The following is a 21,971-nucleotide window of genomic DNA, read 5'->3' on the forward strand; positions in this document are numbered from 1 at the left end:
TCCCGTAAGTTTCTCTTCCATGTGGCAATCAATTCGTTCCCTCATTTTTCAAACTCCCTGTCCTCTATGCCAAAAACCCAGTCAGGATCAACTTTGTCGGGATTGCACTGGACAAATTTTGAGCCATCGTTTTCCTCGTAAATTCCAGCAATGGCAAGGAAACTTTCCCCGCTTTGTTTGGGGACAATACGAAGGACAATTGCGGCGGGCTTTAACGGTGATGAAGTTTGAGCAACAGCCAGACATTGGCATTTGGTTGGGGGAACAGTTGGCAGAACAGTGGTTACAACAACCCCAAGCTAAAACTAAATTGCGTCCCCAGGTGGTGCCCATTCCCCTAAACGCTCGTAAGCAAGCCCAACGGGGATTTAATCAAGCTGAAAGAATTGCCGCTGGTTTTTGCCGCCTGACTGGTTATGTTCTCCACCCCCAAGCATTACAACGAGTTAAAGATACCCAAGCTCTGTTTGGTCTTAGCCCAGGCGATCGCCGCCGGGAATTGCAATCAGCTTTAGCCACGGGGCCAGGGTTTAACACTCGCCGACCCTGGTTGATTTTGGATGATATTATTACGACCGGCACCACCGCCCTAGAAGCCCGACGGATAATGGAAGAAAAGGGAGCTAAAGTGTTGGGTATCGTGGCGATCGCCGCACCGTCTTTTTCCCAGCCCATGGAACTTAGACAGCAATGATAATGATCATTTAACATAATATTTCTGTTGGTCTGTATTCAATCTCGTATTGTTAAAGCCCTATCGTTCCCTTTATTTTTGTCAATCCTATGCAGAAACAAGTCTCTCCCCTAGCCCGTGTCGCCCTTTGGTTGGGTGGTGTTAGTTTGACTGCAACCAGCTTGGTCATTCCCACCGCGGCCCAGGCCCAAAGTAGTCTCAATGGAGGTAGTGCCATTCCTCCTTTGAAGCCGATTCCCGAATCTACCTACACTCCTCCTGCTGCTCCCACCAGTACCCCTAGCAATCCAACTAGCCAGGCCTTGGCCACCCATATTGTGCTGGTACTGGGAGAACGGAAAGTTTACGCCTACCAAAACGATAAAGTTTTAGCAAGTTACCCGGTGGCAGTGGGCAAAAAAGGCTGGGAAACACCCCAAGGCAATTTCCAAGTAATCCAAATGGTGGAAAATCCCGTGTGGGAAAATCCCTGGAATGGCAAAAAAGTGGCCGCCAGCTTGGATGGTCCCATCGGTATCCGTTGGATCGGTTTTTGGAGTGACGGTAAAAATACCATTGGTTTCCATGGCACCCCGAAAAAACATGAGCATTTCCTGGGCACAGCGGCTTCCCACGGTTGCGTCAGAATGCGAAATCAAGATGTGGTGGCTTTGTTCAACATGGTGCAAAATGGCACCCCAGTGCGGGTAGTGCAGAAAAAATAGATGATTTGAACTGACTGAATCAAAACGGCGATCGTGTACAACCGTGAAGGATTATAGTCCCGGTTTCTGAGTTGTAACTTCTGATCGCCACTCAGGGTAATGGTGCAATACAGAGGAAATACCAATGGCGACAACCCTAATCAATCATATTGAGATCACGCCAGGAACCTGTGGTGGAAAACCTCGCATCGCTGGGCACCGGATCACAGTTCAAGACATCGTGATCTGGCACGAACGAATGGGACTATCTCCCGACGAAATCGTCCATCATTATCCTAGTATTACTTTAGCTGACGTTTATGCAGCTTTGTCTTACTATCACGATCACCTTGAAGAAATTAGGCAAGGAATTATTGATGATGAAATTTTTGCTGAAGAAATGCGGTCCAGTACCCCTTCTTTGATGGAAGCAAAATTAAGAAAAGTTCATGGCAAACAGGATTAAATTTCATCTTGATGAAAACATCAGCTATAGCATTGCCCTTGGCTTACGTCATCGCAGTCTTGATGTTACAACAACTCCGGAAACTGGTCTGCTAGGGGTTTCTGATCAAGAGCAGTTACAGTTTGCTGGGTCTGAAGGCCGAGTAATTTTTACCCAAGATACTGACTTTTTAAAATTAGCTCAATCATCTCCCGATCATACTGGCATCGCTTATTGTTCTCAACGAAATAAGTCGATTGACCAAGTTATTCAAGGATTAGTCTTGATGTGGGAAATTCTCGAACCAGAAGAAATGTGTAATCACATTGAGTTTTTGTAGTGTATTTACCACAGACAGATAGTGATAAATACCTATGGCGATCATGTCTAAGCATTAAGAATTGTATGGAAAGACGTAAAAAAATAATTGAACTAAATAAAGCTGAAAGTGAATCAGGATAAGCATTACAGAAGATTAAAAGCTCGATCAAAATGTAAAGTTACTGCTCGACAAGGTTAAGGCTTTTACCGACAATTTGAGGGTGAATTATGCCCCCGGAGTCTGAACCCTATGAAATTGGCCTATTGGATGTACGCTGGCCCGGCCCACATTGGCACCCTACGCATCGCCAGTTCTTTCAAAAACGTCCACGCCATTATGCACGCTCCGTTGGGGGATGATTATTTCAACGTCATGCGCTCCATGTTGGAACGGGAGCAGAATTTTACCCCTGTCACCACCAGTGTGGTCGATCGCCAAGTGTTATCGAGGGGTTCCCAGGAAAAAGTGGTGGACAACATTGTCCGCAAAGATGGGGAAGAAACGCCGGATTTAATTGTGCTGACCCCCACCTGTACCTCCAGCATTTTGCAGGAAGATTTGGCCAATTTTGTTGACCGGGCCCAGATGGATGCCCACTGTGATGTACTTTTGGCGGACGTGAACCATTACCGCTATAACGAATTGCAAGCTGGCGATCGTACCCTTAAGCAGATTGTCGAGTTTTACATCAAAAAAGCCCGGAAACAGGGTAATTTAGCCACGGAAAAAACAGCTAAGCCATCGGTGAATTTAATTGGCTTCACCACCCTAGGTTTCCACAATCAACATGATTGCACCGAGTTAAAGCGATTAATGGCGGATCTGGGCATTGAAGTAAACCTGATTTTGCCGGAAAAAGCCACGGTGGATCAATTGGCTAAAATTCCCCAAGCTTGGTTTAACCTCTGCCCGTACCGGGAAATTGGTTTGATGACAGCGGAATATTTGCAAGAAGAATTTGCCCAGCCCTACGTGGACATTACCCCCATGGGAGTGGTGGAAACGGCCCGTTGTATCCGCAAAATGCAACAGGTGTTAAATCAACAGGGTTTCGACGTTAACTACGAAGATTTCATCCAGCAACAAACCCGTCACGTCTCCCAAGCGGCCTGGTTTTCTCGCTCTATCGACTGTCAAAATCTCACGGGCAAAAAAGCAGTGGTCTTTGGGGATAATACCCATGCGGCCGCTATGACCAAAATTTTGGCCCGGGAAATGGGTATCCACGTTGTGCTAGCAGGAACCTATTGCAAATACGATGCCGATTGGTTCCGAGCCGAAGTATCTGAATACTGTGACGAAGTGTTGATCAGTGAAGACAACGGGGCGATCGCCGATGCCATAGCCAGGATTGAGCCGGCAGCAATTTTTGGCACCCAGATGGAACGCCATGTGGGCAAACGCTTGGATATTCCCTGCGGTGTGATTGCGGCCCCGATCCATATCCAGAATTTTCCCCTGGGCTACAAACCTTTCCTCGGTTACGAAGGGACAAACCAGATTGCCGATTTGGTGTACAACTCCTTCACCCTGGGCATGGAAGACCATCTGTTGGAAATTTTCGGCGGCCACGACACCAAGGAAGTGATCACCAAAGGCATTTCCAGTGACTCTGATCTAGGCTGGCACAGCACCGCCCAAGCAGAATTGAATAAAGTGCCAGGGTTTGTGCGGGGTAAAGTTAAACGCAACACAGAAAAGTTTGCCCGAGAGCGGGGCCTATCGGAAATCACCCTGGAGGTTATGTATGCCGCCAAGGAAGCCGTGGGAGCTTAAGGGTCTGTGGGCCAAAATTCTAGTTGCTTACTCAACCCTCAAATTTCCCCATCAAACCTTGGTGGGGATTGGCCACCATCAATTTTCGTGAACTTCCATTACAATCAAGCCTGTTATCCAACGGGTGAAAGATGTATATTCTCATTGGTGGCATGGGGAGCATGGGCTCCAATTTGGCCAAAAATCTGCTCAAAATGGGTCACACTGTGGCGGCGGTGGATACCGATCCCTTGGCCTGTCAGTATGCCCGGGAAAAAATTGGGGTGATGGCCTTTGAAGGCAGTGCGGTCAATACCTCAGTTTTACTAGAAGCAGGAGTTCGTAAAGCGGGGGCTGTGATTGCAGCGCTCCAGGAGGATGCCCTAAATTTGGCTTTAGTTACCCTGTCAAAACATTACGGTGTGCCGCAAATTGTCGTCCGCATGAGCGATGGGGATTTTGCTGAACCGTACCGCTTGGCCGGTGCCACCCACATTATCAGCACCACAGAATTGGCTCTTAATCGGGTAATTAATGCCATTGAGTATCCCCAAGTGGATGCCATGATGCACTTTGAACAGGGACAAATTGAAGTGCTCAAACTTTCTATTCCCCCCAATTGCACCATTGTGGGCCGTAGCGTGGCGGCGATCGCCCAGGATCCCCGTTTTCCCTCCGGTACATTGATTATTGGCTACCAGGCCAATGCCCATGAAGATCTAAAAATTCCCAACGGCAATACGTTGCTCGAAGATGGTTCCACCATTTTGGCTGTGACCAAACCGGAATTGGTGCGGCAATTGATTGATTTTATGGGGTTGTGTCAGTCTTGATGGAACACAGACCAATTTGATCAAAAAGACCGCAGATTAGAACAAAAAGCTGGTGCGTATATGCCCCACATATTGGGTGGCGTTGTTGCTGTTGGCTTCAGGATTAAGCACGACCCAAAAACCTGGGGTGATGGAAATATTGTCGTTGAGTTGGATGCGATAGAACGCCTCTAAATGGTAAGGGGTGGTTTGTCCCACTGCCCCCGGTAAATTACTGGCCGTTACCGTCGGAGGAATACCTAGAGCAATGCCCGGTAAATTACCCTCTCCCCCCACGTCTGGGAAACTAATGCCCACCAAGCCATACCAAATGGCCGAACTATTCCAGGACACATCCCTCAACACTGTCCCCCCCACTCCATTGGATAAATTGCTTAATCCTCCCCCCTGGGCTTGGGCCTCCACAAAACCTCCCCAGCCATGGATTTGTACGTGGGGCGTGATGCGGTAATACCCCTGCAAAGTGTAAAAATTCCCCGCCGTGGCGATCACCTCTCCGAAGGGTTGAATGGCCAACAGACTACCAGTGCCCGCCATTAAATCCGTATTACCAGCGGGGAAATAGGAACGGGAATAGGTGAAGCCAATGCCCCCGTCAGCGGTTTGATAAGCCAATTGAGCCAGGGTGTGATATCCCCCATTGAAAAGGCCATTGCCTGGGTCAGGATCGTTGGGATTGGTGGCCAAGTAGCCCACACTCAGTTGCACTGTGGGGGTTATCTGCCAATTAAAGCCAGCTCCTCCCCCTCCCCGACGATAAACCGGATCATACTCCCCAAAGCGGGAAGGAATACCCAGGGCATCATCGGCAATGGTGGGGGGAGTTAACGTATCCACTAAATCTGTGTAGCCCACCCCGACAGTACCCAAGCGCAGAGTCAAATTATCCGTCAAAGGAGTACGGTACCAAAGATGGCTCACCTCCACATTATTGTTGGAATTATCGTCATAGTTGAAGCGGGTCATATTGGTGCCAGTTTGCTCTACTCCGTTAAGAAAGTTGGAGAACTGCAACCTGGTTCTGAACAAATCTTTGCCGGTAAAACTGGTTTCTAAATTAAATCGGACTCGATAGGCGAACTGGGTTTGAAATTCATTGCTGCCGCCCCCCACCCGATCGCCAAAGACCTTATCCAAAGAAGTAATCGTTTGTCCATAAAGTTTTGTGGTGACGGAAAATTGGTGGTCTTCTAAAAAAGCAGTGCGAGTTTCCAGATTATCGACCCGAACTGCCAATTGTTTTAGCTCTGCTTGGAAATCCTGGGCTAATTTTTTCAGCAGGTCTAAATCTCCCTGGGCAACGGAGACATTTTCTTGCAATAGTTGCTCAATGGTGTTTAAACAAGCATTTAATCCCGCTGCAAATTCGTAACGACTCAGGGGGCGGGCACGCAGTGTGCCTTCGGCATCACCTCGGTAGGTGCGGTCTGGATAACCAACTAAACAACCGTAACGCTCCACCAAACTTTGCAGAGCGGCAAAGGCCCAATCACTGGGTTGCACATCCCTTAGTTCCGCCACTGAGGTAACTTGATTAACGCCATTGCCCAAATTACTTGCACCCAACTGGTAACGATTAACCGGAGGGAAAAATTCGTTCACGGAGATAGTTTGGGCCTCACTGGGTATCGTCACTGTTAGTCCACTGGCGATCGCCAAACCGCAAATTAAGCCCATGGATGCAGTCAATTTTGCTAATGACAATGTGGTACCCTCCCGAAAAAAATCAAGCTAATGTCAATTAATTCCCCTCAAAATAAAAAATTAATCACATTTGCTCCAGAGTTTTACCCTTAGTTTCCTTCACAAAAAACCAGATAAAGAAAATTGAAATGGCCGCTGAAGTGGCATATAAACCATAGGCGGGGCCCAAACCCACCGTATCCAATAGGGGCGGAAAAGTAGTGGAAATAATAAAGTTAGCAATCCACTGTACCCCCGCCGCCACCGATAGGGCCGCCGCTCGAATTTTGTTATTAAACATTTCCCCCAGCAAGACCCAAACAATGGGCCCCCAAGAAAAACCAAAACTAAATACATAAAGATTGGCTGTCACCAAAGCAATTATCCCAGCGGCCCCCGTCAGGGTGGGTTGGCCATTAACCACCGTTGCTCCCCCAAACACCACGGAAAGGATGCCCAAGGTAATGGTCATACCAATGGAGCCCATGAGCAACAAAGGCTTACGGCCAAATTTATCCACAAAGGCGATCGCCACTAGGGTGGTGAGGATATTGATAAAACCAGTGATTACCGTGATTAACAGAGACTTTTCTTCGGTAAAACCCACCGATCGCCAGAGCACGCTACTGTAATAAAAAATTACGTTAATGCCAACAAACTGTTGTAGTGCCGACAACCCCATACCAATCCAGACAATGGGCAATAATCCTCCCCGACGACTGAGCAGATCGCTAAACCGGGGTTTATGGTCGAGACTAACCGTTGCCTGGATTTCCTCAATGCGACTGGGCACGTCTCCCCCTTCCACTTTCCACAAAATAGCCGCCGCTTTTTCCCCTTGCCCTTGGGCGACTAAATACCGGGGAGATTCGGGGATCAGGAAAGCGCAAACTCCATAGAGCAGGGCGGGAATTAGCTCTGTCCAGAACATCCAACGCCAGGCCGCCGCACCGAACAACCAGGGATTTTGGGCCGATCCCCCCGCCATCAAAGCAATAAACCAATTACTGAGCAGGGCAATGAAAATGCCAGAAACAATGGCCAACTGTTGCAAAGATCCTAAACGCCCCCGCAGATGGGCCGGCGACACTTCCGCAATGTAGGCCGGGGCAATAACGCTAGCGGCCCCCACCCCAATGCCCCCCAACACCCGCCAAAAAATAAAATCCCAAATGGTGAAAGGTAAACCCGACCCAATGGAACTGAGGGTGAACAGCACCGCCGCTAAAATCATCGTTTTAATCCGCCCATGGCGATCGGCGATCGGTCCCGCCCCAAAGGCTCCCAGTGCTGATCCCAACAGAGCTAAGGATACAGATAAACCTGTTAAAAGACTGTCCGTCTGAAAATGTTTTTGTAGGGCCGCCACCGCCCCATTGATCACCGCAGTGTCAAAGCCAAACAGGAACCCCCCCAGGGCTGCTACCCCCGAAATCAGCAGGACAAACTTAACGTTAGCCGTAGATTGGGAAGGAGAAGAGGAGGGATTCATGTAAAGCTGAAATTGAAGAAGTTAGCCTATGGCAAGTTGCGCTTGCCCACGGAATAAATCCTACCAAGTAAAAAAACTTCGTCATGAATTCTTAATTAAATGTTGCAAAACACTGCAATGCATAGCAATGGTTAAAGTTAGTGCAAAATGATCAGGCATCGACAAAAGCGAATTTTTGTATATCAAGAAAATTTAATTACTTTGTCCCCCATCGTTGCTTTCGGCCCCAGGCGATCGCCTAGGGATCGACCCGTAGCACGATAGAATCGAACATTGTCCCCGATCAATTCCTTTCCCATGCAAAGACTGCGTTGGCTACTGCTTTTAATTGTTGTCTTGGTCATTGGGGCCAGCTTTGTGCTGGTCAAATTACCCCTGCAACTGGGTTTAGACCTGCGGGGGGGAGCCCAGTTAACCATTGAAGTGCAACCCACCAAAGAAATTCCCCAAATTGACAACGATAGCTTGGTGGCGGTGAAAACGGTAATTGAAAACCGGGTTAATGCCCTGGGAGTATCGGAACCATTGGTGCAAACGGCCGGGGAAGATAAGATTGTGGTGCAACTGCCGGGGGTGACGGATCCGGGACAGGCAGAACGAATTTTGGGGGGCACTGCCCAGCTAGAATTTCAGCAACAACGGCCGGGCACGGAAGGGGAATTCCAAGCGGAATACAGCATTAAACGGCAACTGGATGCGGAGTTGGAAAACCTGCGTCGTTCCGGTGCGTCCCCGGAAAACAGCGATCGCCTAGAGGAATTAATCAAAGCGAAAGAAGAATCCAATAAAGCTCTATTAGCTCTGTTTGAACCCATGGGACTGACGGGGAAAAACCTCACCGATGCCCGCCCTAGCCCTAATCAATCCGGCACAGCCTGGGAAGTGGCCCTCCGGTTTGACGAAGAAGGGGGACAGAAATTTGCCGAGTTAACCCAAGCGGTGGCCGGCACGGGTCGGAGCCTGGGGGTATTTTTGGATAACGATTTAATCAGTGCTCCGGTAGTGGGCGTGGAATTTGCCAATACGGGGATCACCGGGGGCGCAGCGGTAATTACAGGAAATTTCACCATCGACACTGCTAACGATCTGGCGGTGCAACTGCGGGGCGGTTCCTTGCCGTTCCCAGTGGAAGTGGTTGAAAACCGCACAGTGGGGGCCACCCTGGGGCAAGAAAGTATCCGCCGTAGTTTAGTGGCGGGGTTTGTCGGTCTAGTTCTCGTGCTAGTTTTCATGGCGGTTTACTATCGTTTGCCGGGGATAGTGGCGGATATATCCCTAATGATTTACGCCGTTTTGACCCTAGCGGCCTTTGCTTTGGTGGGGGTAACGTTGACCCTGCCTGGTATTGCCGGTTTCATTCTCAGTATCGGCATGGCGGTGGATGCCAACGTGTTGATTTTTGAGCGCACCAGGGAAGAGTTGCGGGCGGGCAACACCCTCTACCGTTCGGTGGAAGCGGGCTTTTTTCGGGCCTTTTCCAGTATTTTGGACAGTAACGTCACCACCCTCATTGCCTGTGCGGCCCTGTTTTGGTTTGGTTCCGGTCTGGTGAAAGGTTTTGCTCTCACCCTGGCGATCGGAGTCATGGTGAGTTTGTTCACCGCCCTGACCTGCAGTCGTACCCTGTTACTGGTTATTGTGCTCAGTTTGCCCAAAGTGCGTCAAAATCCCAGGCTCTTTTGCCCGAATCTATCATCGGTAACGGCTAAGTCTTAAAAGCTTTTTATTTTTCAACCCAGAATTCTGTTTGCTTTCTTTGACCAATTCTCAAAAATTATGAAATTAGACCTGTTCAAATGGGAAAAGCCAGCTTGGATCGTTTCTTCTCTCTTGGTGCTGATCAGTATTTTCGCCATGGCAATTTCCTGGGCACAATTCCAAGCTCCTTTTAGGCCAGGTCTCGATTTCGTCGGTGGTACCCGTTTGCAACTACAACTGGAATGCGCCAGCAGCAATAATTGCCCAGCGGCGATCGATGTGGCGGAGGTGCAGGATATTCTCGGCGGCGTGGGCTTAGGTAACAGTAGTGTGCAGGTAATTGAGGACTATACCCTTTCTATCCGTCAACAAACCCTGGATGTGGAACAACGGGAAGCGGTGCAAAAAGCATTGAATGAAGGCATAGGTAAGTTCGACCCGGAAACTATCCAAATTGACACCGTTGGCCCCACGGTAGGCAAAGCTTTATTCCGTTCTGGGGTGTTAGCCCTGGTGATTTCCCTGCTGGGGATTATCATCTATTTAACTATCCGTTTTCAGCTTGATTACGCTGTTTTTGCCATTATCGCCCTACTTTATGATGCCTTGATTACCATGGGAGCCTTTGCCATTTTTGGCTTAGTGGGAGGAGTGGAAGTTGATAGTCTTTTCCTGGTGGCGTTACTGACCATCATCGGCTTTTCTGTCAATGACACCGTGGTCATATACGACCGGGTGCGGGAAACCCTAGAGCGCCATTCTGACTGGGATATTAACCATGTGGTGGATGATGCAGTCAATCAAACTTTGACCCGTTCCATTAACACTTCTTTGACCACTTCTTTGCCCCTGGTAGCAATCTTTCTTTTCGGTGGTGATAGTCTCAAATTCTTTGCTTTAGCTTTGATTATTGGCTTTGCTTCCGGGGTTTATTCCAGTATTTTCATGGCCACAACCCTCTGGGCCTGGTGGCGTAAATGGCGATCGCCAAAGAATCCTCCTAGGGAAATGGTGGCGGAGGTTTAATTTTTGCGTTCCCCTGGGTGAGGCTGAGAGAGATACCTTAGACCAAAGTTAGCACCGGCGAAAAGGGACGGGAAAGGTCAAAGCCTTATGGGAAAATGGCCACAATTTAGCGTTTAGCTCCGCCGATCTCCCATGGAATTTAGCCAACTCGTAGAACGCCTACAAACCCATATCCAATGCCACAGCCTAGAAAAATTTGGCGATCGCAATCCAACCCTTGGGGGCGTTGCCGCCTTAACGGAGGCCTTGACCGGGCAAATCAGTTACGTCGATAGTGCCAAGTATGCGCCTCAAATGAAGACAACCCAGGCCAGTGCGCTAATTTTGCCCCCGGATGCAAAACTTCAAGCAGAAGCGGATGCCCAAGGTATAGCCTGGTGTGCCACTGCCCAACCCCGGCTCCTATTTGCGGCGGCGATCGCCGTTTTTTATCAACCCTATCGTCCACCGGCGGGTATCCATGCCACTGCTGTTATCGATCCCTCGGTGCATTGTGGTGAGGACGTGAGCATTGGCCCCCATGTGGTAATTTATCCCAACGTGACCCTCGGCGATCGGGTGTGCATCCACGGCAATGTGGTGATTTACCCCGGTGTGACCATTGGCAACGACAGCGTACTCCATGGTAACTGCACCATCCACGAACGAACTCAGATTGGCCAAGGTTGTGTGATCCATAGCGGAGCGGCGATCGGGGCAGAGGGTTTCGGCTTTGTGCCTACCCCCGAAGGCTGGTTCAAAATGGAACAATCCGGCCAAGTAGTTTTGGAAGACGGGGTAGAAATTGGCTGTAACAGTGCAGTAGATCGTCCCGCCGTGGGGGAAACCCGCATCGGGAAAAATACTAAACTCGACAATATGGTGCATGTGGCCCATGGTTGTCGTATTGGTGAGGCTTGTGCTCTAGCCGGCCAAGTGGGTTTAGCGGGGGGAGTTACCATCGGCAACCGGGTAATCCTCGCTGGTCAGGTGGGAGTAGCGGACAAATCCGAGATCGGTGACGGGGCGATCGCCTCGGCTCAAACGGGAATCCATGGCAAAGTGGGGCCCAAAGAAGTAGTTTGTGGCAGTCCCCATATGCCCCACAAGCTTTATCTCAAAGCCTCTGCCATCTATAAGCGTTTACCGGAAATGTACGACACCCTCAAAAAACTGAAAAAAGTTTAATACCTGCAACGAAAAACCCCATCCCAGTTACCTAGGGTGGGGAGTTTCTTTTTCTTGGTTCAATTATCTAAATCGGTCAGCCTTGCCCAAAGGGAAAATAAAGCTTTCTACTTTGCGGTGGCGGCAACTTTTACCACTTCACTAAAAGCGGCGGGGTCTAAAACAGCCAACTGGGCCAACATTTTACGGTTGATTTCAATATTGGCTTTTTTCAATTGTCCGGTCAGCTTGCTGTAGCTCATACCTTCTTGGCGAGCGGCAGCGTTGATGCGGGTAATCCACAGACGACGGAAATCCCGTTTACGCTTACGGCGATCGCGGTAGGCATTGCGTAGAGCCTTCATTACCTGTTGGTTAGCGGTGCGGAAAAGTTTGGAGTGGGAACCCCGGAAACCTTTGGCTAACTTGAGAATTTTCTTGCGGCGTTTGCGGGCAACGTTGCCCCGTTTAACTCTGGTCATAGTAACTTTAAAAAACTAAAGATAATTTCAGCTTTACCTGGGAAAGTGTTTTGGAGTTAGAACCCTAGCGGGATTTTCCCCATCCCAACTTTCCATGGCACCCAGCGGAAAAGTGAGCAAAAATAGCGCTAACTACTCAATTACATATAGGGAAGCATGAGCCGGACATTTTTCTCATCGGCTTCATGCACCAAAGCTAGGTTAGACAGACGACGATGTTTCTGTTCAGAACTCTTATGTTCCAATAGGTGATTTTTAAACGCTTTGCGACGGATAATCTTCTTGCCACTGCCGGTTGGGCGAAATCGTTTGGCGGCGGCTTTACGAGTTTTAAGTTTGGGCATAATGTGGCTGGTAATCGAACACAGTCTTCCACTATACCATGGCTAACCCTGCTGTTGGAATTTTCAGATGAATTAAGGCAATTACATGCATTTCTCCTAATCTCCCTGGGGAAAACGCTCCCACAGATCTGTGCATTGCCGCAAACTTTGGTGCTTGCCGTGGCCCAAAATGAGATGGTCCAATACCGGAATTTGCAAGTATTGGGCCCCCTGGAGTAGGAATTCTGTCAGCCTGATATCTTCCGGGCTCGGCTCTAGCCCACCGGAGGGATGGTTATGGGCCACAATCAGCCTGGTGGCACCCTGTTTGATCACCTCCCGAAAGATTTCCCTGGGGTGAATTAGGGTCTCTGTGGCGGTGCCAATGGTAATCACTTTGGTCGCCAGCAAACGGTTTTTTACGTCTAGCATGACAATGGCAAAATGTTCCTGGGTCTGCCACATCAAATCCTGGCTCAAGGCGATCGCCGCCGCTTCGGGACTATCCACCACCATTTTTTCCAAGGGACGACTCTGGAACACCCGTTTACCCAATTCTACCGCCGCTAAAATCGTGGTGGCCTTAGCGGGACCAATGCCGGGAAAAGCAATCAATTCCTGAGGGTGGATATTACGCAACACGTCCATGGGGTCCTGACGATTTTGTCCCAACTGTTGCAAAATATATTGCCCCAGACCCACCGCCGACAGCTTGCCTTTGCCTTGACCTGTGGCCAAGAGAATGGCGATCAATTCAGCATTCCCCAGATGCTTGGCCCCGTATTTGAGCAATTTTTCCCTGGGGCGTTCATCCTCCGGTAGATCGGCAATTCTCAGGCTATAACTCATTGCTTACCGCCACCGTTAAACCGCACTGGGGACAATGGCGCACCGCGTAGCGGATCTCTGCGAGATCGCCAACCCTAAGGGGATAACCACAATGGTCACAGAGGGCATGGGAGCCAACTTTTAAGCCTTCTTGCACCGCTACCCTTTCATCAAAGACAAAACATTCCCCCTGCCACAAACTTTCCTCCGGGGCAATGGTTTCTAGGTAATGCAAAATTCCCCCCCGGAGATGGTAAACCTCCGCAAATCCCTCCTCCAAGAGATAGGCACTAGCTTTTTCGCAGCGAATCCCCCCAGTGCAAAACATCGCTACTTTTTTGTTTTTTTGCTGGTCTAGATTATTCTTCACATAGTCGGGGAATTGGCGAAATTTTTTGGTACAGGGATTGACTGCCCCCTGGAAGGTGCCGATCGCCACTTCATAATCGTTGCGGGTATCAATCACCACCACATCAGGGTCTTGGAGCAATTGATTCCACTGCTGGGGCGACACATAAGTTCCCACTTGTTTTTCCGGGTTCACCTGAGGCTGGCCAAGGCTGACAATTTCCGGCTTAATTTTCACCTTCATTCGTTGGAAAGGTATGGTTTTTGCCCAGGAATGACGTTGGGGCACACTGGTTAGGCCCAAATCCGCTGCCATAATTTTGACCATTTCTTCGATGGCTGCCGACTCACCAGCAATTGTGGCATTGACCCCTTCCTCTGCCAACAAAATAGTTCCCTTTAGCCCCAGGCGATCGCCCAACTCCTGCCAACGGCTTTGCTTCTCTGCCAAACAATTGAGCCGGGTAAAATGGTAAAAAGTTGTTACCTGATAAGCCATAGGAAAGCGGAAAAATCCTTGCTTGTTGTGAACTTCTATGGCTATAATAGCTGAGGTTTGTTACCAAAGGGCGTAACATGCACCAGTTCACGGGGGTTTAGCTCAGTTGGTAGAGCGCCTGCTTTGCAAGCAGGATGTCAGCGGTTCGAGTCCGCTAATCTCCATACTTTTTCGAGCCGGTTTTCAGATATTCCTGGCTGTTGTTTTTTGGCTAGGTCTGAAGATTGCGCCCTAGATATACTAGGAGTAGCCCTGTTGAGGAGGAATAAATGGCAACAATTGAAACTGACTTAAAAGACATTTTAGCCAAAATTGACGAGAGACTAGACCGGATTGAGCGAAAGCTGGAAGCCCTTCCACGCATAGAAGAGAAGTTGGAAGGCTTGAATGGTCGAGTTAATCGCCTAGAGGACAGTCAAAACCGTCAGATATGGGCATTACATTGATTGTGGCCATTATCGGGGCAATGATTGCTGCTGCTGTGAGATTTGGCTTTACGTCCAACCCCTAAGTATAATCTTTTGCTTTGTAGGTACTTGCCCGATTGTACCCGGTGGCTAGAGTTTCATTGATTGCCAACTCCAATAGTTCAAGTCCCCTAATCTCCATCCTCATCAACACTGATAGCCGTGATGGGTAAATTCAGACCCCGCAGTAATTCCTGATAGGCTTGCCACTCCCAAAAAGGTTCTGGTTCTTGTCGGTGTACCGCCACAATTTCTTGGCTCAGGCGCAACACCAATTCTCGGTCTTCCTGTTTGGGAATTTCTTCCGTTAAGTTAGCAAAGTCCACTTCAACCCCCTGCAACAAATAATCTTGCAACTCCTGTCGCAGATGCTGAGGATCAGATCCACTGCCTTTAAACACCTGACTGAGGTTATCTAAAATAATCGCCATTTCTGTCTCAGAAATTTTGCCGTCGGCGGCGGCGACAGCGGCCACTGTGCGAAGAATTTTAAACTGTTGGGGGGAAAGGCTGGGGGCTTCTCCTAAATACACTTCAATTACTTTGGGATCATTTTGAATCTGGTCCATGTTACCTTCACACAATACTGAACCCTGATGGAGTACTGTCACCTTGCGGGCAATTTGGCGCACAAACTCCATATCATGTTCAATCACAATGATGGAATGGCTTTCCGCCAGGGCCAAGAGCAAATCCCCCACATTTTCCGTTTCTTCATCAGTCAATCCCGCCACCGGCTCATCCACCAACAATAAAGTGGGGGACTGGGCCACCAACATGCCAATTTCAAGCCGTTGTTTTTCGCCGTGGGAGAGTAGGGCCGCCGCCAAGTGAGCTTTGGGGGTCAGGCCAATGGTTTCCAACAGTCCTCCCACACTGCGCTGCTCAGCTCCGGTAGCCTGTCCCATCAAAGTACCCCAAACGGACTTTTTTCGGTTTACCGCCAAGTCCAAATTTTCCGCCACCGTCAGATTGAGATAGACCCTAGGAGTTTGAAATTTCCGCCCCACCCCCAGACGGGCAATGCGATATTCCGGAATTTTACGAATGTCTTTGCCTTGGAATAGGACCCGGCCTTCCGTTGGTTGAACTTTACCGGTGATCACGTCTAAAAAAGTTGTTTTTCCTGCGCCGTTGGGGCCAATAATTACCCGCAATTCCCCCGGATTCATGGAAAAAGTCAAATGGTTGAGGGCCCTAAAGCCGTCAAAGCTCACCGTCAGGTCTTGAATTTCTAAGATTTTGCTGGTCATGGGCAATGGGGACAACCTAAAAATTTTGGCAGGACAAGGCTGGGACAAACATTCCTGCTTGTCAATTCAAACAAGGGGCGAGGCGGAAAACTGTTTACCAGGAACGAAATTTTTTGCACTACTACAGTCTTGTAAGTATTTTGCCAAATTTGACTGCCATCGAAAACCACAAGTCCCCTCAGCTATCTTGCCGGGAATTCGGAGGAAACGCCACCTTCAGGACCGCTACCATCTAAATTTTCATCATCACTTTCTAAATCTGCCTGTTGCCAATCCGCTGGCGATCGCCTGGTCAATTCTTCCAGAGAACGGGGCACTAGACTAACTTGTTGGCTTTCTGCCGGGATATCAGCATTCTCCACCGGGTTAACCAGAGCGTAGAGAGAATTCCCTGCAAAGTCGGGGTTACCTAACTGGAGACGGTGGGTTTTACCATTGACCAATTGAATAGTTAACTCTGTCCCGGCAGGATTAAGGCCGTAGTCCGTTAATTCCGCTGTGGGCACCTCAAAATCCCGGTCGTTCTGACTGCCCAAGACCACACTGAGCAAAAAATCTACCGCCGGACCACTCACGGCCGCTGGCTGGGGATTATCCATCAACCAAACAGAGTCACCATTATTATCTTTCCCCCGGCGATAGATTTTGATCTCTGCTCGGTTCGGCTCAGACTGGGTAATGGTGATGGATTGCACCAAATCAGCACTGAAATCAAAATGGCGATTTACAGAGGGACTTTGGACAGTAGTTGTACCCTCTTCAGGAGTGCGACTCATTTCCCAGGCCACTACGCCCAACCCCAGCATTAAGGCCACTGTCCAGAGCAACCAAGTCCCCCGTTTCAGTTTCAGTACCATAGGTCAAGCCCATAACCATTAGCCAATCTAGGGCGATCCGGGGGCTGGGGCTATCGCCGGTTCAGTCTGCTGTTGCTGCATTTCCATTAGTCGTTGCTGTTGCAGTTGCTTGAACTGGTCTGCGGCTTTATTGATATTTCTCTGGGTATCCTCAGCAAAGTCTGACCCATTACGGGTGCGACTCAAATTGGCATTGTGAATCAACGACATGGGATCGAATCCCCCTCCCAAACCCTGCTTACTGGGGTCAACGTTGTTGGAAACAAAGGGATCTTCTCCAGGGACAGTGCCGGTGGATTGACCCTGAACGGGGGCGAAACTGAACAGGCCAGTGGTGAGGGCACTGAGGGCTAAACAGCGGGTTATTTGGGCTGTCTTCATGGTCATCAGGCTCCAAGTGGTTAATTGGTCTAAAACTTTACAGCTCAATGTTGCCGAGATACGGTTGTTGAACAAATACGATCAGCTATGATCAACAGACAAAATCACAAAAAGCGACGTTTGAGCAAAGGTTGGATTAATAACAATACTAAACCATCAAACAAAACTAACACCCCCAATACCTGGGCGAAATTCAAACTGAACCAAGGGGCAGTCAAAACCGTACTATCCAAACCCCAGTTGCCATTCAGGTAAATGTAACGGATTGGTTCGATGGCATAGGTTAATGGATTTAAACTGGCCACCACCTGCAACCAATGGGCCATGAAGTCCAAAGGAGCAAGGGCAGTACTGGCGAAGAGTAGGGGTAAATTAGTGACAAAAATTACCGCAATCAATTCAATGTGGCCCGGCAGGGCAAAGGCTAAACCTAAACTTAGGGCCGTTACCCCCAACACGATTAGGAAAACAATCAGGGCAATCATTCCCAAACCAAAGCTATTGGGTAAACCAGCTCCCAGCAGAGCACTGGCCCCGACAATCACTGCTGCTTGGATCAGGCTCAGACTGATGATATACACCGTGGAGGCGGCCACAATGGAGTAGCGAGAGGCCAAGGGAGCAACCAGCAAGCGATTCAAAAAACCAAATTCCCGATCAAACATCACCGGTAGACCGGCATTCAAAGCCCCTGAAAAGGCAGTAAAAACAATAATGCCCGGTGCTAGAAATTGGGCATAGTTGAGGTCATTACCAAATAGGCCCTGGGGCGCATTGAGAAATAGGGCACCAAATAGCACTAACCACATAAACGGCTGAATGATCCCTGCCACTAGGGTGGTAGGCCGCCGTTGCAGTTGGATAAATAACCTCTTAGTTAGGGCAATGGTTTCTTGGAAAAACTCCACCGTTAAGCTGGGGGGATTGGCCGGGGCGGCCTGAGGAGCTAGCAGGGAAGTGATTTTGGGAGGGGTGAGGGTTTGACTCATAAAACTTTGGGGCTTGACGGCAGTTTAATTGACTTTGCTGAATTTGCACACACTGGGGCAGAGTTTTACCTTGGTGACCATGGTAGGGAATTTTTTTCGCCCTTGCTTTGATCGTTCAGGAAAAGTCTCCGGGAGATTGATTGACACCGTGGTTAACTAGCTTTCATCGCTTGTTTTTTTTCTGCTTTGAGATCCCGTTGGGCAGCAGCGGCCAAGTCCGCATCCATCAGGGTTTTGCCGGTGGCCGCTAGGTACACATCATCCAAACTAGGTCGGGATTGGGCCAAGCTGAAAATCGGTAAACCGTCAGCGAGTAGGGCTTTTTCGATCTGACTGAGGGGATTACTCTGGGGCGTCACCACCAGATTGAGGGAATTGCCTTGGGCTTGGTTGACAATCACTTCCTGAACGAAAGCTAGGGAGCGGAGAATTTGGCTAGCTTTTTCTGCTTCCTGGTCTGCCGTAAATTCCTTAATTCTGAGGGTGACCCTGTCCCCCCCTACCCGGTCTTTTAGTTCCGTGGGGGTGCCGGTGGCGATAACTGTGCCCTGGTCAATGATGGCTAGGCGATCGGCTAGGGCATCAATTTCCTCCAGGTAATGGCTTGTAATTACTACCGTAGTGCCTGCATCTCGCAATTGGCGCAAAAATTCCCAGAGAATAAAGCGACTTTCAATGTCTAGCCCCACCGATGGTTCATCCAACACCAACACCGTTGGTTGATGGAGTAAACCTGCTGCTAGGTCCAAACGTTTTTTTAGCCCGCCGGAATAAGTTCCAGTTTTCTGATCTGCATAGGCTGTTAAGCCCAAAATATCTAAAAGTTGGTCGATGCGTTTTTGAGAGCTAATGGCATCAAGATGGTAGAGGGAAGCTTGTAGTTGCAACAATTCTCGACCTGTTAAGATTTTATCTATGGCAACTTCCTGGGCCACATAGCCTAAACGGCGCCGGGCCTGGCGGGGATCGCTTAATACGTTTACGCCATCAATCCACAGTTCCCCTCCGTCTGGTTTGGCTAGAGTACATAAGCAACGGATAGTGGTGGTCTTACCGGCACCGTTGGGACCAAGTAAACCAAATATCTCTCCCCTGGGCACCGCAAAGGAAATGTCCTTCACCGCAGGGATAGCACCGTACTTTTTTCGGAGTTGTTTGACTTGAACAGCAACGCCCATGAGGTAACTCTTTCCCATTTAGTCTGCAACTTTTCTTAACATTATCCCTGATATGGTCGGTTTTGCCCTCCCGGTTTGAACTTTAATGAGCACCCTCCTTGGAATCCTCGCAATTTTGTCAGCGGCGGCAGCGGCGGGGATGCGCATTGCCCTACCGTTGTTAATAGTTGGTCTAATCCAAGGTCAGTTATGGTCGGAAGTGCCCCTACTCTGGAGGGTTAATCCCCAGGTGGTAGTGGCGGTGTTGACCAGTTGGTCTTTGTTTGAATTGTTTGGCTCAAAAAAGTTGCTGGGCCAGAGAGTTCTACAAATTGTGCAATTGTTGTTCACTCCCCTAGTGGGGGCAATGATGGCCATCACTGTCGCTAGATTATTGACTTCAGAGTTGGCTTCACAATTGGAAATGGATTTTCGTTTTCCTCCCCTATGGGTGGTGGGGGCGATCGGTTCCCTCTTTGCTCTGGCCATAAGGCTAGTGGCGATCGGTTGGTTTTTTCGCTTGCGGGGGTTGCCCTTTTGGGTAACAGTTTTAGAGGATTTATTCTCGGTGGGACTGGTACTATTCGCTTTCAAAGCTCCCAAAAATGGTGGCTTAATCGCGATTTTGCTGTTGTGGATTGTTGTCCGCAGTTCCACTGCCTGGAGAACCTGGTTTTTGGCCAACCACAGTCGCGACCAGCCATCCGAACCTAAAAATCGCCAATGATTCTGTTTAGAGTTTTCGGCCAACTTTTCAAGCAGTAATATTCTCCAGCATTAATTTAGAGCGCCTGACCGCATCTGGCACAGTGATGGGGTATCTTCCATTGAAGCAGGCAGAACAAAAATGGGAAATATCTTCGCCGGTGCACAACAACATGCCTTCCTGGGAAAGATAAGCGAGGGAGTCCACTTCAATTTGCTCAGCAATCTCCGCCACTGTCAGTCTGGCCGCAATTAGTTGATCTTGACTGTCGGTATCAATGCCATAGAAGCAAGGATGGGTCACTGGCGGAGAAGAAATCCGCATATGTACCTCTGTTGCTCCAGCTTCCCGTAACGCTCGGACAATTTTGCGACTAGTGGTGCCCCGCACAATAGAGTCATCGACGATAATGATCCGTTTACCGGCCAATACGTCTTTGAGAGGATTGAGTTTCATGCGGATGCCGTGCTCTCGCATATGTTGGGTGGGTTGGATAAAGGTACGCCCCACGTAACGATTTTTGATTAAACCTTCGGCATAGGGAATACCGGAAGCTTGGGAAAAGCCGATCGCCGCTGGAATACCGGAATCGGGTACCCCCATCACGAGATCAGCATCCACAGGGGATTCTTTGGCTAAATGTTTGCCAATGCGCATGCGATAGGTGTAGAGGCTTTCATCGTTAACCACGCTATCCGGGCGAGAAAAATAAATCATCTCGAACACACAGAGTTTACGGTCAGCGCTTTCGGCTAATCGATGGGAAACTAGGCCAGATTCGGTGATATGGACCAATTCTCCGGCTTCCACCGTGCGCACATAGGTGGCACCGATGATGTCCAGGGCACAGGTTTCCGATGCCAATACATAGCGGGGAGTTTCTTCTTCTAACACACCGATCACCAGGGGGCGAATGCCATGGGGATCCCTGACTCCAATGATTCCCTCCGGTGTGCCGATCACTAAGCTATAGGCTCCCGCACAAAGGGTCAGGGCCGCAATGGTGCCTTCCACCCAGTCTTTGCCTTTATCCACCTCATTGGCGATCGCCACTGCAATCATTTCCGAATCGGTGGTGGTGACAAAGTCCTCACAGCCCCTTTCCGCTAAAGCTTCTCGCAACTGGTTAGTGTTAACCAAATTGCCATTGTGGGCCAGGGCCAGGGGACCCAAACGGGTAGGGAGCACTGCCGGTTGAGCATTGACCCGATGGCTGGATCCCGTGGTGGAGTAGCGGGTGTGGCCCACAGCCAGAGTACCCACCATTTCATTCAGTTTAGATTCTTGAAAAACCTGGGACACTAGCCCCATATCCTTGTGGCAGTGAACCGTTGTCCCGGCAAAAGTGGCAATACCCGCCGACTCCTGACCCCGATGTTGCAGGGCATAAAGTCCAAAATAGGTCAATTTGGCCACCGCTTCTTCAGGGGCGTAAATGCCAAACACCCCACATGCTTCTTCTGGTTTATCGGCATGGTGGCCAGACAAAGGCTGACCATCATTCAACTCAGTCAAATCACTGGAGGGGGGAAACATGGCGGCAATCTTCCTGGATCAGGGTAGAGAAAAACGGGTACAGAAACTAAATCTTAGACTATGGGAATTGGTGGATTCCCGCCAGACAGGGAAGGCAATGACGAACGGGTCTAGACCCCTTAATCAATTGTTAATCGTTAACCCATACTAGCAAAGAAGCAGTGCCCACACCGCAGTGTTTGGTTCTTGGCCAAGTCGGTCTAGTTGTCAGGGGACAGGGGAATGTATAGATTAGTGTGTAAGGATAAACTTTTAGGAATTTTTTAGATTATGGAAAGTGTTGCTTACATTCTGGTGCTGACCATGGCCCTTGCGGTCCTTTTCTTTGCGATCGCCTTTCGGGAACCCCCCCGCATCGAAAAATAGTC

24 protein-coding genes and 1 tRNA gene are annotated in these 21,971 nt (G+C 49.3%); 13 read left to right on the forward strand and 12 right to left on the reverse strand.

Annotated features, from left to right (window positions below; all coding sequences use genetic code 11):
- Nucleotides 1–19: 19 nt before the first annotated feature.
- The 6 genes from C7I86_RS11230 to C7I86_RS11255 all read left to right on the forward strand — a co-directional run bounded on the left by C7I86_RS11230 (nt 20) and on the right by C7I86_RS11255 (nt 4,732).
- Entirely contained in the window at nt 20–694 is a 675-nt protein-coding gene (locus tag C7I86_RS11230; RefSeq protein ID WP_010873338.1) for a ComF family protein, read from the forward strand.
- 89 nt (nt 695–783) lie between these two features.
- Nucleotides 784–1,398: a L,D-transpeptidase gene (locus C7I86_RS11235; protein WP_010873339.1), complete on the forward strand. Its 615-nt coding sequence runs from the start codon at nt 784–786 to the stop codon at nt 1,396–1,398.
- A 124-nt stretch (nt 1,399–1,522) separates the two neighbouring features.
- Nucleotides 1,523–1,843 (forward strand): DUF433 domain-containing protein, encoded by a 321-nt coding sequence (locus C7I86_RS11240; RefSeq protein ID WP_010873340.1) that lies wholly within the window; start codon nt 1,523–1,525, stop codon nt 1,841–1,843.
- Nucleotides 1,827–2,162, forward strand: a complete 336-nt coding sequence (locus tag C7I86_RS11245) for a DUF5615 family PIN-like protein (RefSeq protein WP_010873341.1) — start codon at nt 1,827–1,829, stop codon at nt 2,160–2,162. The genes C7I86_RS11240 and C7I86_RS11245 overlap by 17 nt, the downstream gene beginning before the upstream one ends.
- Nucleotides 2,163–2,393: 231 nt before the next feature.
- On the forward strand, nt 2,394–3,920 hold the full coding sequence (gene bchB, locus C7I86_RS11250) for a ferredoxin:protochlorophyllide reductase (ATP-dependent) subunit B (protein WP_010873342.1): 1,527 nt from the start codon (nt 2,394–2,396) through the stop codon (nt 3,918–3,920).
- A 131-nt stretch (nt 3,921–4,051) separates the two neighbouring features.
- On the forward strand, nt 4,052–4,732 hold the full coding sequence (locus C7I86_RS11255) for a TrkA family potassium uptake protein (RefSeq protein ID WP_010873343.1): 681 nt from the start codon (nt 4,052–4,054) through the stop codon (nt 4,730–4,732).
- A gap of 36 nt (nt 4,733–4,768) precedes the next feature.
- Here C7I86_RS11255 and C7I86_RS11260 read toward each other — a convergent pair whose 3' ends face one another.
- Both C7I86_RS11260 and C7I86_RS11265 read right to left on the reverse strand, forming a co-directional pair.
- Entirely contained in the window at nt 4,769–6,409 is a 1,641-nt protein-coding gene (locus C7I86_RS11260; RefSeq protein WP_010873344.1) for an iron uptake porin, read from the reverse strand.
- A gap of 91 nt (nt 6,410–6,500) precedes the next feature.
- The gene (locus C7I86_RS11265; RefSeq protein ID WP_010873345.1) at nt 6,501–7,907 is read right to left on the reverse strand and encodes a sugar porter family MFS transporter; all 1,407 of its coding nucleotides are present in this window, start codon (nt 7,905–7,907) and stop codon (nt 6,501–6,503) included.
- Between the two features lie 297 nt (nt 7,908–8,204).
- On the opposite strand from C7I86_RS11265, the gene secD reads away from it, so the two are divergent.
- The 3 genes from secD (at nt 8,205) to lpxD (ending at nt 11,798) form a co-directional block, all read left to right on the forward strand.
- Nucleotides 8,205–9,623, forward strand: a complete 1,419-nt coding sequence (gene secD / locus C7I86_RS11270; RefSeq protein ID WP_010873346.1) for a protein translocase subunit SecD — start codon at nt 8,205–8,207, stop codon at nt 9,621–9,623.
- Between the two features lie 60 nt (nt 9,624–9,683).
- Nucleotides 9,684–10,631 (forward strand): protein translocase subunit SecF, encoded by a 948-nt coding sequence (gene secF / locus C7I86_RS11275; protein ID WP_010873347.1) that lies wholly within the window; start codon nt 9,684–9,686, stop codon nt 10,629–10,631.
- 132 nt (nt 10,632–10,763) lie between these two features.
- A complete protein-coding gene (gene lpxD, locus C7I86_RS11280; protein WP_010873348.1) occupies nt 10,764–11,798 on the forward strand; it encodes a UDP-3-O-(3-hydroxymyristoyl)glucosamine N-acyltransferase in 1,035 nt (344 codons plus the stop codon).
- Nucleotides 11,799–11,905: 107 nt separating this feature from the next.
- Here the strand turns inward: lpxD and rplT are convergent, their stop codons facing one another.
- The 4 genes from rplT to C7I86_RS11300 all read right to left on the reverse strand — a co-directional run bounded on the left by rplT (nt 11,906) and on the right by C7I86_RS11300 (nt 14,257).
- On the reverse strand, nt 11,906–12,259 hold the full coding sequence (gene rplT / locus C7I86_RS11285; protein WP_010873349.1) for a 50S ribosomal protein L20: 354 nt from the start codon (nt 12,257–12,259) through the stop codon (nt 11,906–11,908).
- Between the two features lie 140 nt (nt 12,260–12,399).
- Nucleotides 12,400–12,603 carry a 50S ribosomal protein L35 gene (gene rpmI, locus C7I86_RS11290; RefSeq protein ID WP_010873350.1) on the reverse strand — a complete coding sequence of 68 codons (204 nt, stop codon included), beginning with the start codon at nt 12,601–12,603 and terminating at the stop codon, nt 12,400–12,402.
- Between the two features lie 96 nt (nt 12,604–12,699).
- Nucleotides 12,700–13,431 (reverse strand): DNA repair protein RadC, encoded by a 732-nt coding sequence (gene radC / locus C7I86_RS11295; protein WP_010873351.1) that lies wholly within the window; start codon nt 13,429–13,431, stop codon nt 12,700–12,702.
- Complete coding sequence (locus C7I86_RS11300; RefSeq protein ID WP_010873352.1) at nt 13,421–14,257, reverse strand: rhodanese-related sulfurtransferase; 837 nt, start codon at nt 14,255–14,257, stop codon at nt 13,421–13,423. The genes radC and C7I86_RS11300 overlap by 11 nt, the downstream gene beginning before the upstream one ends.
- A gap of 91 nt (nt 14,258–14,348) precedes the next feature.
- On the opposite strand from C7I86_RS11300, the gene C7I86_RS11305 reads away from it, so the two are divergent.
- Nucleotides 14,349–14,421 (forward strand) — tRNA-Ala (locus C7I86_RS11305).
- A 105-nt stretch (nt 14,422–14,526) separates the two neighbouring features.
- A complete protein-coding gene (locus tag C7I86_RS18960; RefSeq protein WP_010873353.1) occupies nt 14,527–14,703 on the forward strand; it encodes a hypothetical protein in 177 nt (58 codons plus the stop codon).
- Nucleotides 14,704–14,855: 152 nt separating this feature from the next.
- On the opposite strand, the gene urtD is transcribed toward C7I86_RS18960, so the two are convergent.
- From urtD to C7I86_RS11330, 5 genes are all read right to left on the reverse strand, one after another.
- Nucleotides 14,856–15,977, reverse strand: coding sequence for an urea ABC transporter ATP-binding protein UrtD (gene urtD / locus C7I86_RS11310; RefSeq protein WP_010873354.1), 1,122 nt, complete (start codon nt 15,975–15,977; stop codon nt 14,856–14,858).
- Nucleotides 15,978–16,159: 182 nt separating this feature from the next.
- Complete coding sequence (locus tag C7I86_RS11315; protein ID WP_014407133.1) at nt 16,160–16,834, reverse strand: hypothetical protein; 675 nt, start codon at nt 16,832–16,834, stop codon at nt 16,160–16,162.
- Between the two features lie 27 nt (nt 16,835–16,861).
- Complete coding sequence (locus C7I86_RS11320; RefSeq protein WP_020862192.1) at nt 16,862–17,215, reverse strand: hypothetical protein; 354 nt, start codon at nt 17,213–17,215, stop codon at nt 16,862–16,864.
- A gap of 104 nt (nt 17,216–17,319) precedes the next feature.
- On the reverse strand, nt 17,320–18,204 hold the full coding sequence (locus tag C7I86_RS11325; protein WP_010873358.1) for an ABC transporter permease: 885 nt from the start codon (nt 18,202–18,204) through the stop codon (nt 17,320–17,322).
- Nucleotides 18,205–18,356: 152 nt separating this feature from the next.
- Nucleotides 18,357–19,382 carry an ABC transporter ATP-binding protein gene (locus tag C7I86_RS11330; RefSeq protein WP_020862191.1) on the reverse strand — a complete coding sequence of 342 codons (1,026 nt, stop codon included), beginning with the start codon at nt 19,380–19,382 and terminating at the stop codon, nt 18,357–18,359.
- Between the two features lie 85 nt (nt 19,383–19,467).
- Here C7I86_RS11330 and C7I86_RS11335 point away from each other — a divergent pair, with 85 nt between their 5' ends.
- On the forward strand, nt 19,468–20,088 hold the full coding sequence (locus C7I86_RS11335; RefSeq protein ID WP_010873360.1) for a DUF4126 domain-containing protein: 621 nt from the start codon (nt 19,468–19,470) through the stop codon (nt 20,086–20,088).
- 27 nt (nt 20,089–20,115) lie between these two features.
- Here C7I86_RS11335 and purF read toward each other — a convergent pair whose 3' ends face one another.
- Nucleotides 20,116–21,603: an amidophosphoribosyltransferase gene (gene purF, locus C7I86_RS11340; RefSeq protein ID WP_010873361.1), complete on the reverse strand. Its 1,488-nt coding sequence runs from the start codon at nt 21,601–21,603 to the stop codon at nt 20,116–20,118.
- Between the two features lie 270 nt (nt 21,604–21,873).
- On the opposite strand from purF, the gene C7I86_RS11345 reads away from it, so the two are divergent.
- Entirely contained in the window at nt 21,874–21,969 is a 96-nt protein-coding gene (locus C7I86_RS11345) for a photosystem II reaction center protein T (protein ID WP_010873362.1), read from the forward strand.
- Nucleotides 21,970–21,971: the final 2 nt, after the last annotated feature.

It is taken from the genome of Synechocystis sp. IPPAS B-1465 (genome assembly GCF_003015225.1).
In the GTDB taxonomy this organism is placed as follows: domain Bacteria; phylum Cyanobacteriota; class Cyanobacteriia; order Cyanobacteriales; family Microcystaceae; genus Synechocystis.

Bases quoted from the DNA above. Each gene is read 5' to 3' on its own strand.
- rplT (WP_010873349.1), bottom strand. From the start codon at position 12,259: ATGACCAGAGTTAAACGGGGCAACGTTGCCCGCAAACGCCGCAAGAAA.
- C7I86_RS11240 (WP_010873340.1), top strand. From the start codon at position 1,523: ATGGCGACAACCCTAATCAATCATATTGAGATCACGCCAGGAACCTGT.
- C7I86_RS11345 (WP_010873362.1), top strand. From the start codon at position 21,874: ATGGAAAGTGTTGCTTACATTCTGGTGCTGACCATGGCCCTTGCGGTC.
- C7I86_RS11245 (WP_010873341.1), top strand. From the start codon at position 1,827: ATGGCAAACAGGATTAAATTTCATCTTGATGAAAACATCAGCTATAGC.
- C7I86_RS11260 (WP_010873344.1), bottom strand. From the start codon at position 6,409: ATGGGCTTAATTTGCGGTTTGGCGATCGCCAGTGGACTAACAGTGACG.
- bchB (WP_010873342.1), top strand. From the start codon at position 2,394: ATGAAATTGGCCTATTGGATGTACGCTGGCCCGGCCCACATTGGCACC.
- C7I86_RS11300 (WP_010873352.1), bottom strand. From the start codon at position 14,257: ATGGCTTATCAGGTAACAACTTTTTACCATTTTACCCGGCTCAATTGT.
- secD (WP_010873346.1), top strand. From the start codon at position 8,205: ATGCAAAGACTGCGTTGGCTACTGCTTTTAATTGTTGTCTTGGTCATT.
- C7I86_RS11315 (WP_014407133.1), bottom strand. From the start codon at position 16,834: ATGGTACTGAAACTGAAACGGGGGACTTGGTTGCTCTGGACAGTGGCC.
- C7I86_RS11230 (WP_010873338.1), top strand. From the start codon at position 20: ATGTGGCAATCAATTCGTTCCCTCATTTTTCAAACTCCCTGTCCTCTA.
- C7I86_RS11255 (WP_010873343.1), top strand. From the start codon at position 4,052: ATGTATATTCTCATTGGTGGCATGGGGAGCATGGGCTCCAATTTGGCC.
- urtD (WP_010873354.1), bottom strand. From the start codon at position 15,977: ATGACCAGCAAAATCTTAGAAATTCAAGACCTGACGGTGAGCTTTGAC.
- C7I86_RS11325 (WP_010873358.1), bottom strand. From the start codon at position 18,204: ATGAGTCAAACCCTCACCCCTCCCAAAATCACTTCCCTGCTAGCTCCT.
- C7I86_RS11235 (WP_010873339.1), top strand. From the start codon at position 784: ATGCAGAAACAAGTCTCTCCCCTAGCCCGTGTCGCCCTTTGGTTGGGT.
- secF (WP_010873347.1), top strand. From the start codon at position 9,684: ATGAAATTAGACCTGTTCAAATGGGAAAAGCCAGCTTGGATCGTTTCT.
- C7I86_RS11320 (WP_020862192.1), bottom strand. From the start codon at position 17,215: ATGAAGACAGCCCAAATAACCCGCTGTTTAGCCCTCAGTGCCCTCACC.
- C7I86_RS18960 (WP_010873353.1), top strand. From the start codon at position 14,527: ATGGCAACAATTGAAACTGACTTAAAAGACATTTTAGCCAAAATTGAC.
- lpxD (WP_010873348.1), top strand. From the start codon at position 10,764: ATGGAATTTAGCCAACTCGTAGAACGCCTACAAACCCATATCCAATGC.
- C7I86_RS11265 (WP_010873345.1), bottom strand. From the start codon at position 7,907: ATGAATCCCTCCTCTTCTCCTTCCCAATCTACGGCTAACGTTAAGTTT.
- rpmI (WP_010873350.1), bottom strand. From the start codon at position 12,603: ATGCCCAAACTTAAAACTCGTAAAGCCGCCGCCAAACGATTTCGCCCA.
- radC (WP_010873351.1), bottom strand. From the start codon at position 13,431: ATGAGTTATAGCCTGAGAATTGCCGATCTACCGGAGGATGAACGCCCC.
- purF (WP_010873361.1), bottom strand. From the start codon at position 21,603: ATGTTTCCCCCCTCCAGTGATTTGACTGAGTTGAATGATGGTCAGCCT.
- C7I86_RS11335 (WP_010873360.1), top strand. From the start codon at position 19,468: ATGAGCACCCTCCTTGGAATCCTCGCAATTTTGTCAGCGGCGGCAGCG.
- C7I86_RS11330 (WP_020862191.1), bottom strand. From the start codon at position 19,382: ATGGGCGTTGCTGTTCAAGTCAAACAACTCCGAAAAAAGTACGGTGCT.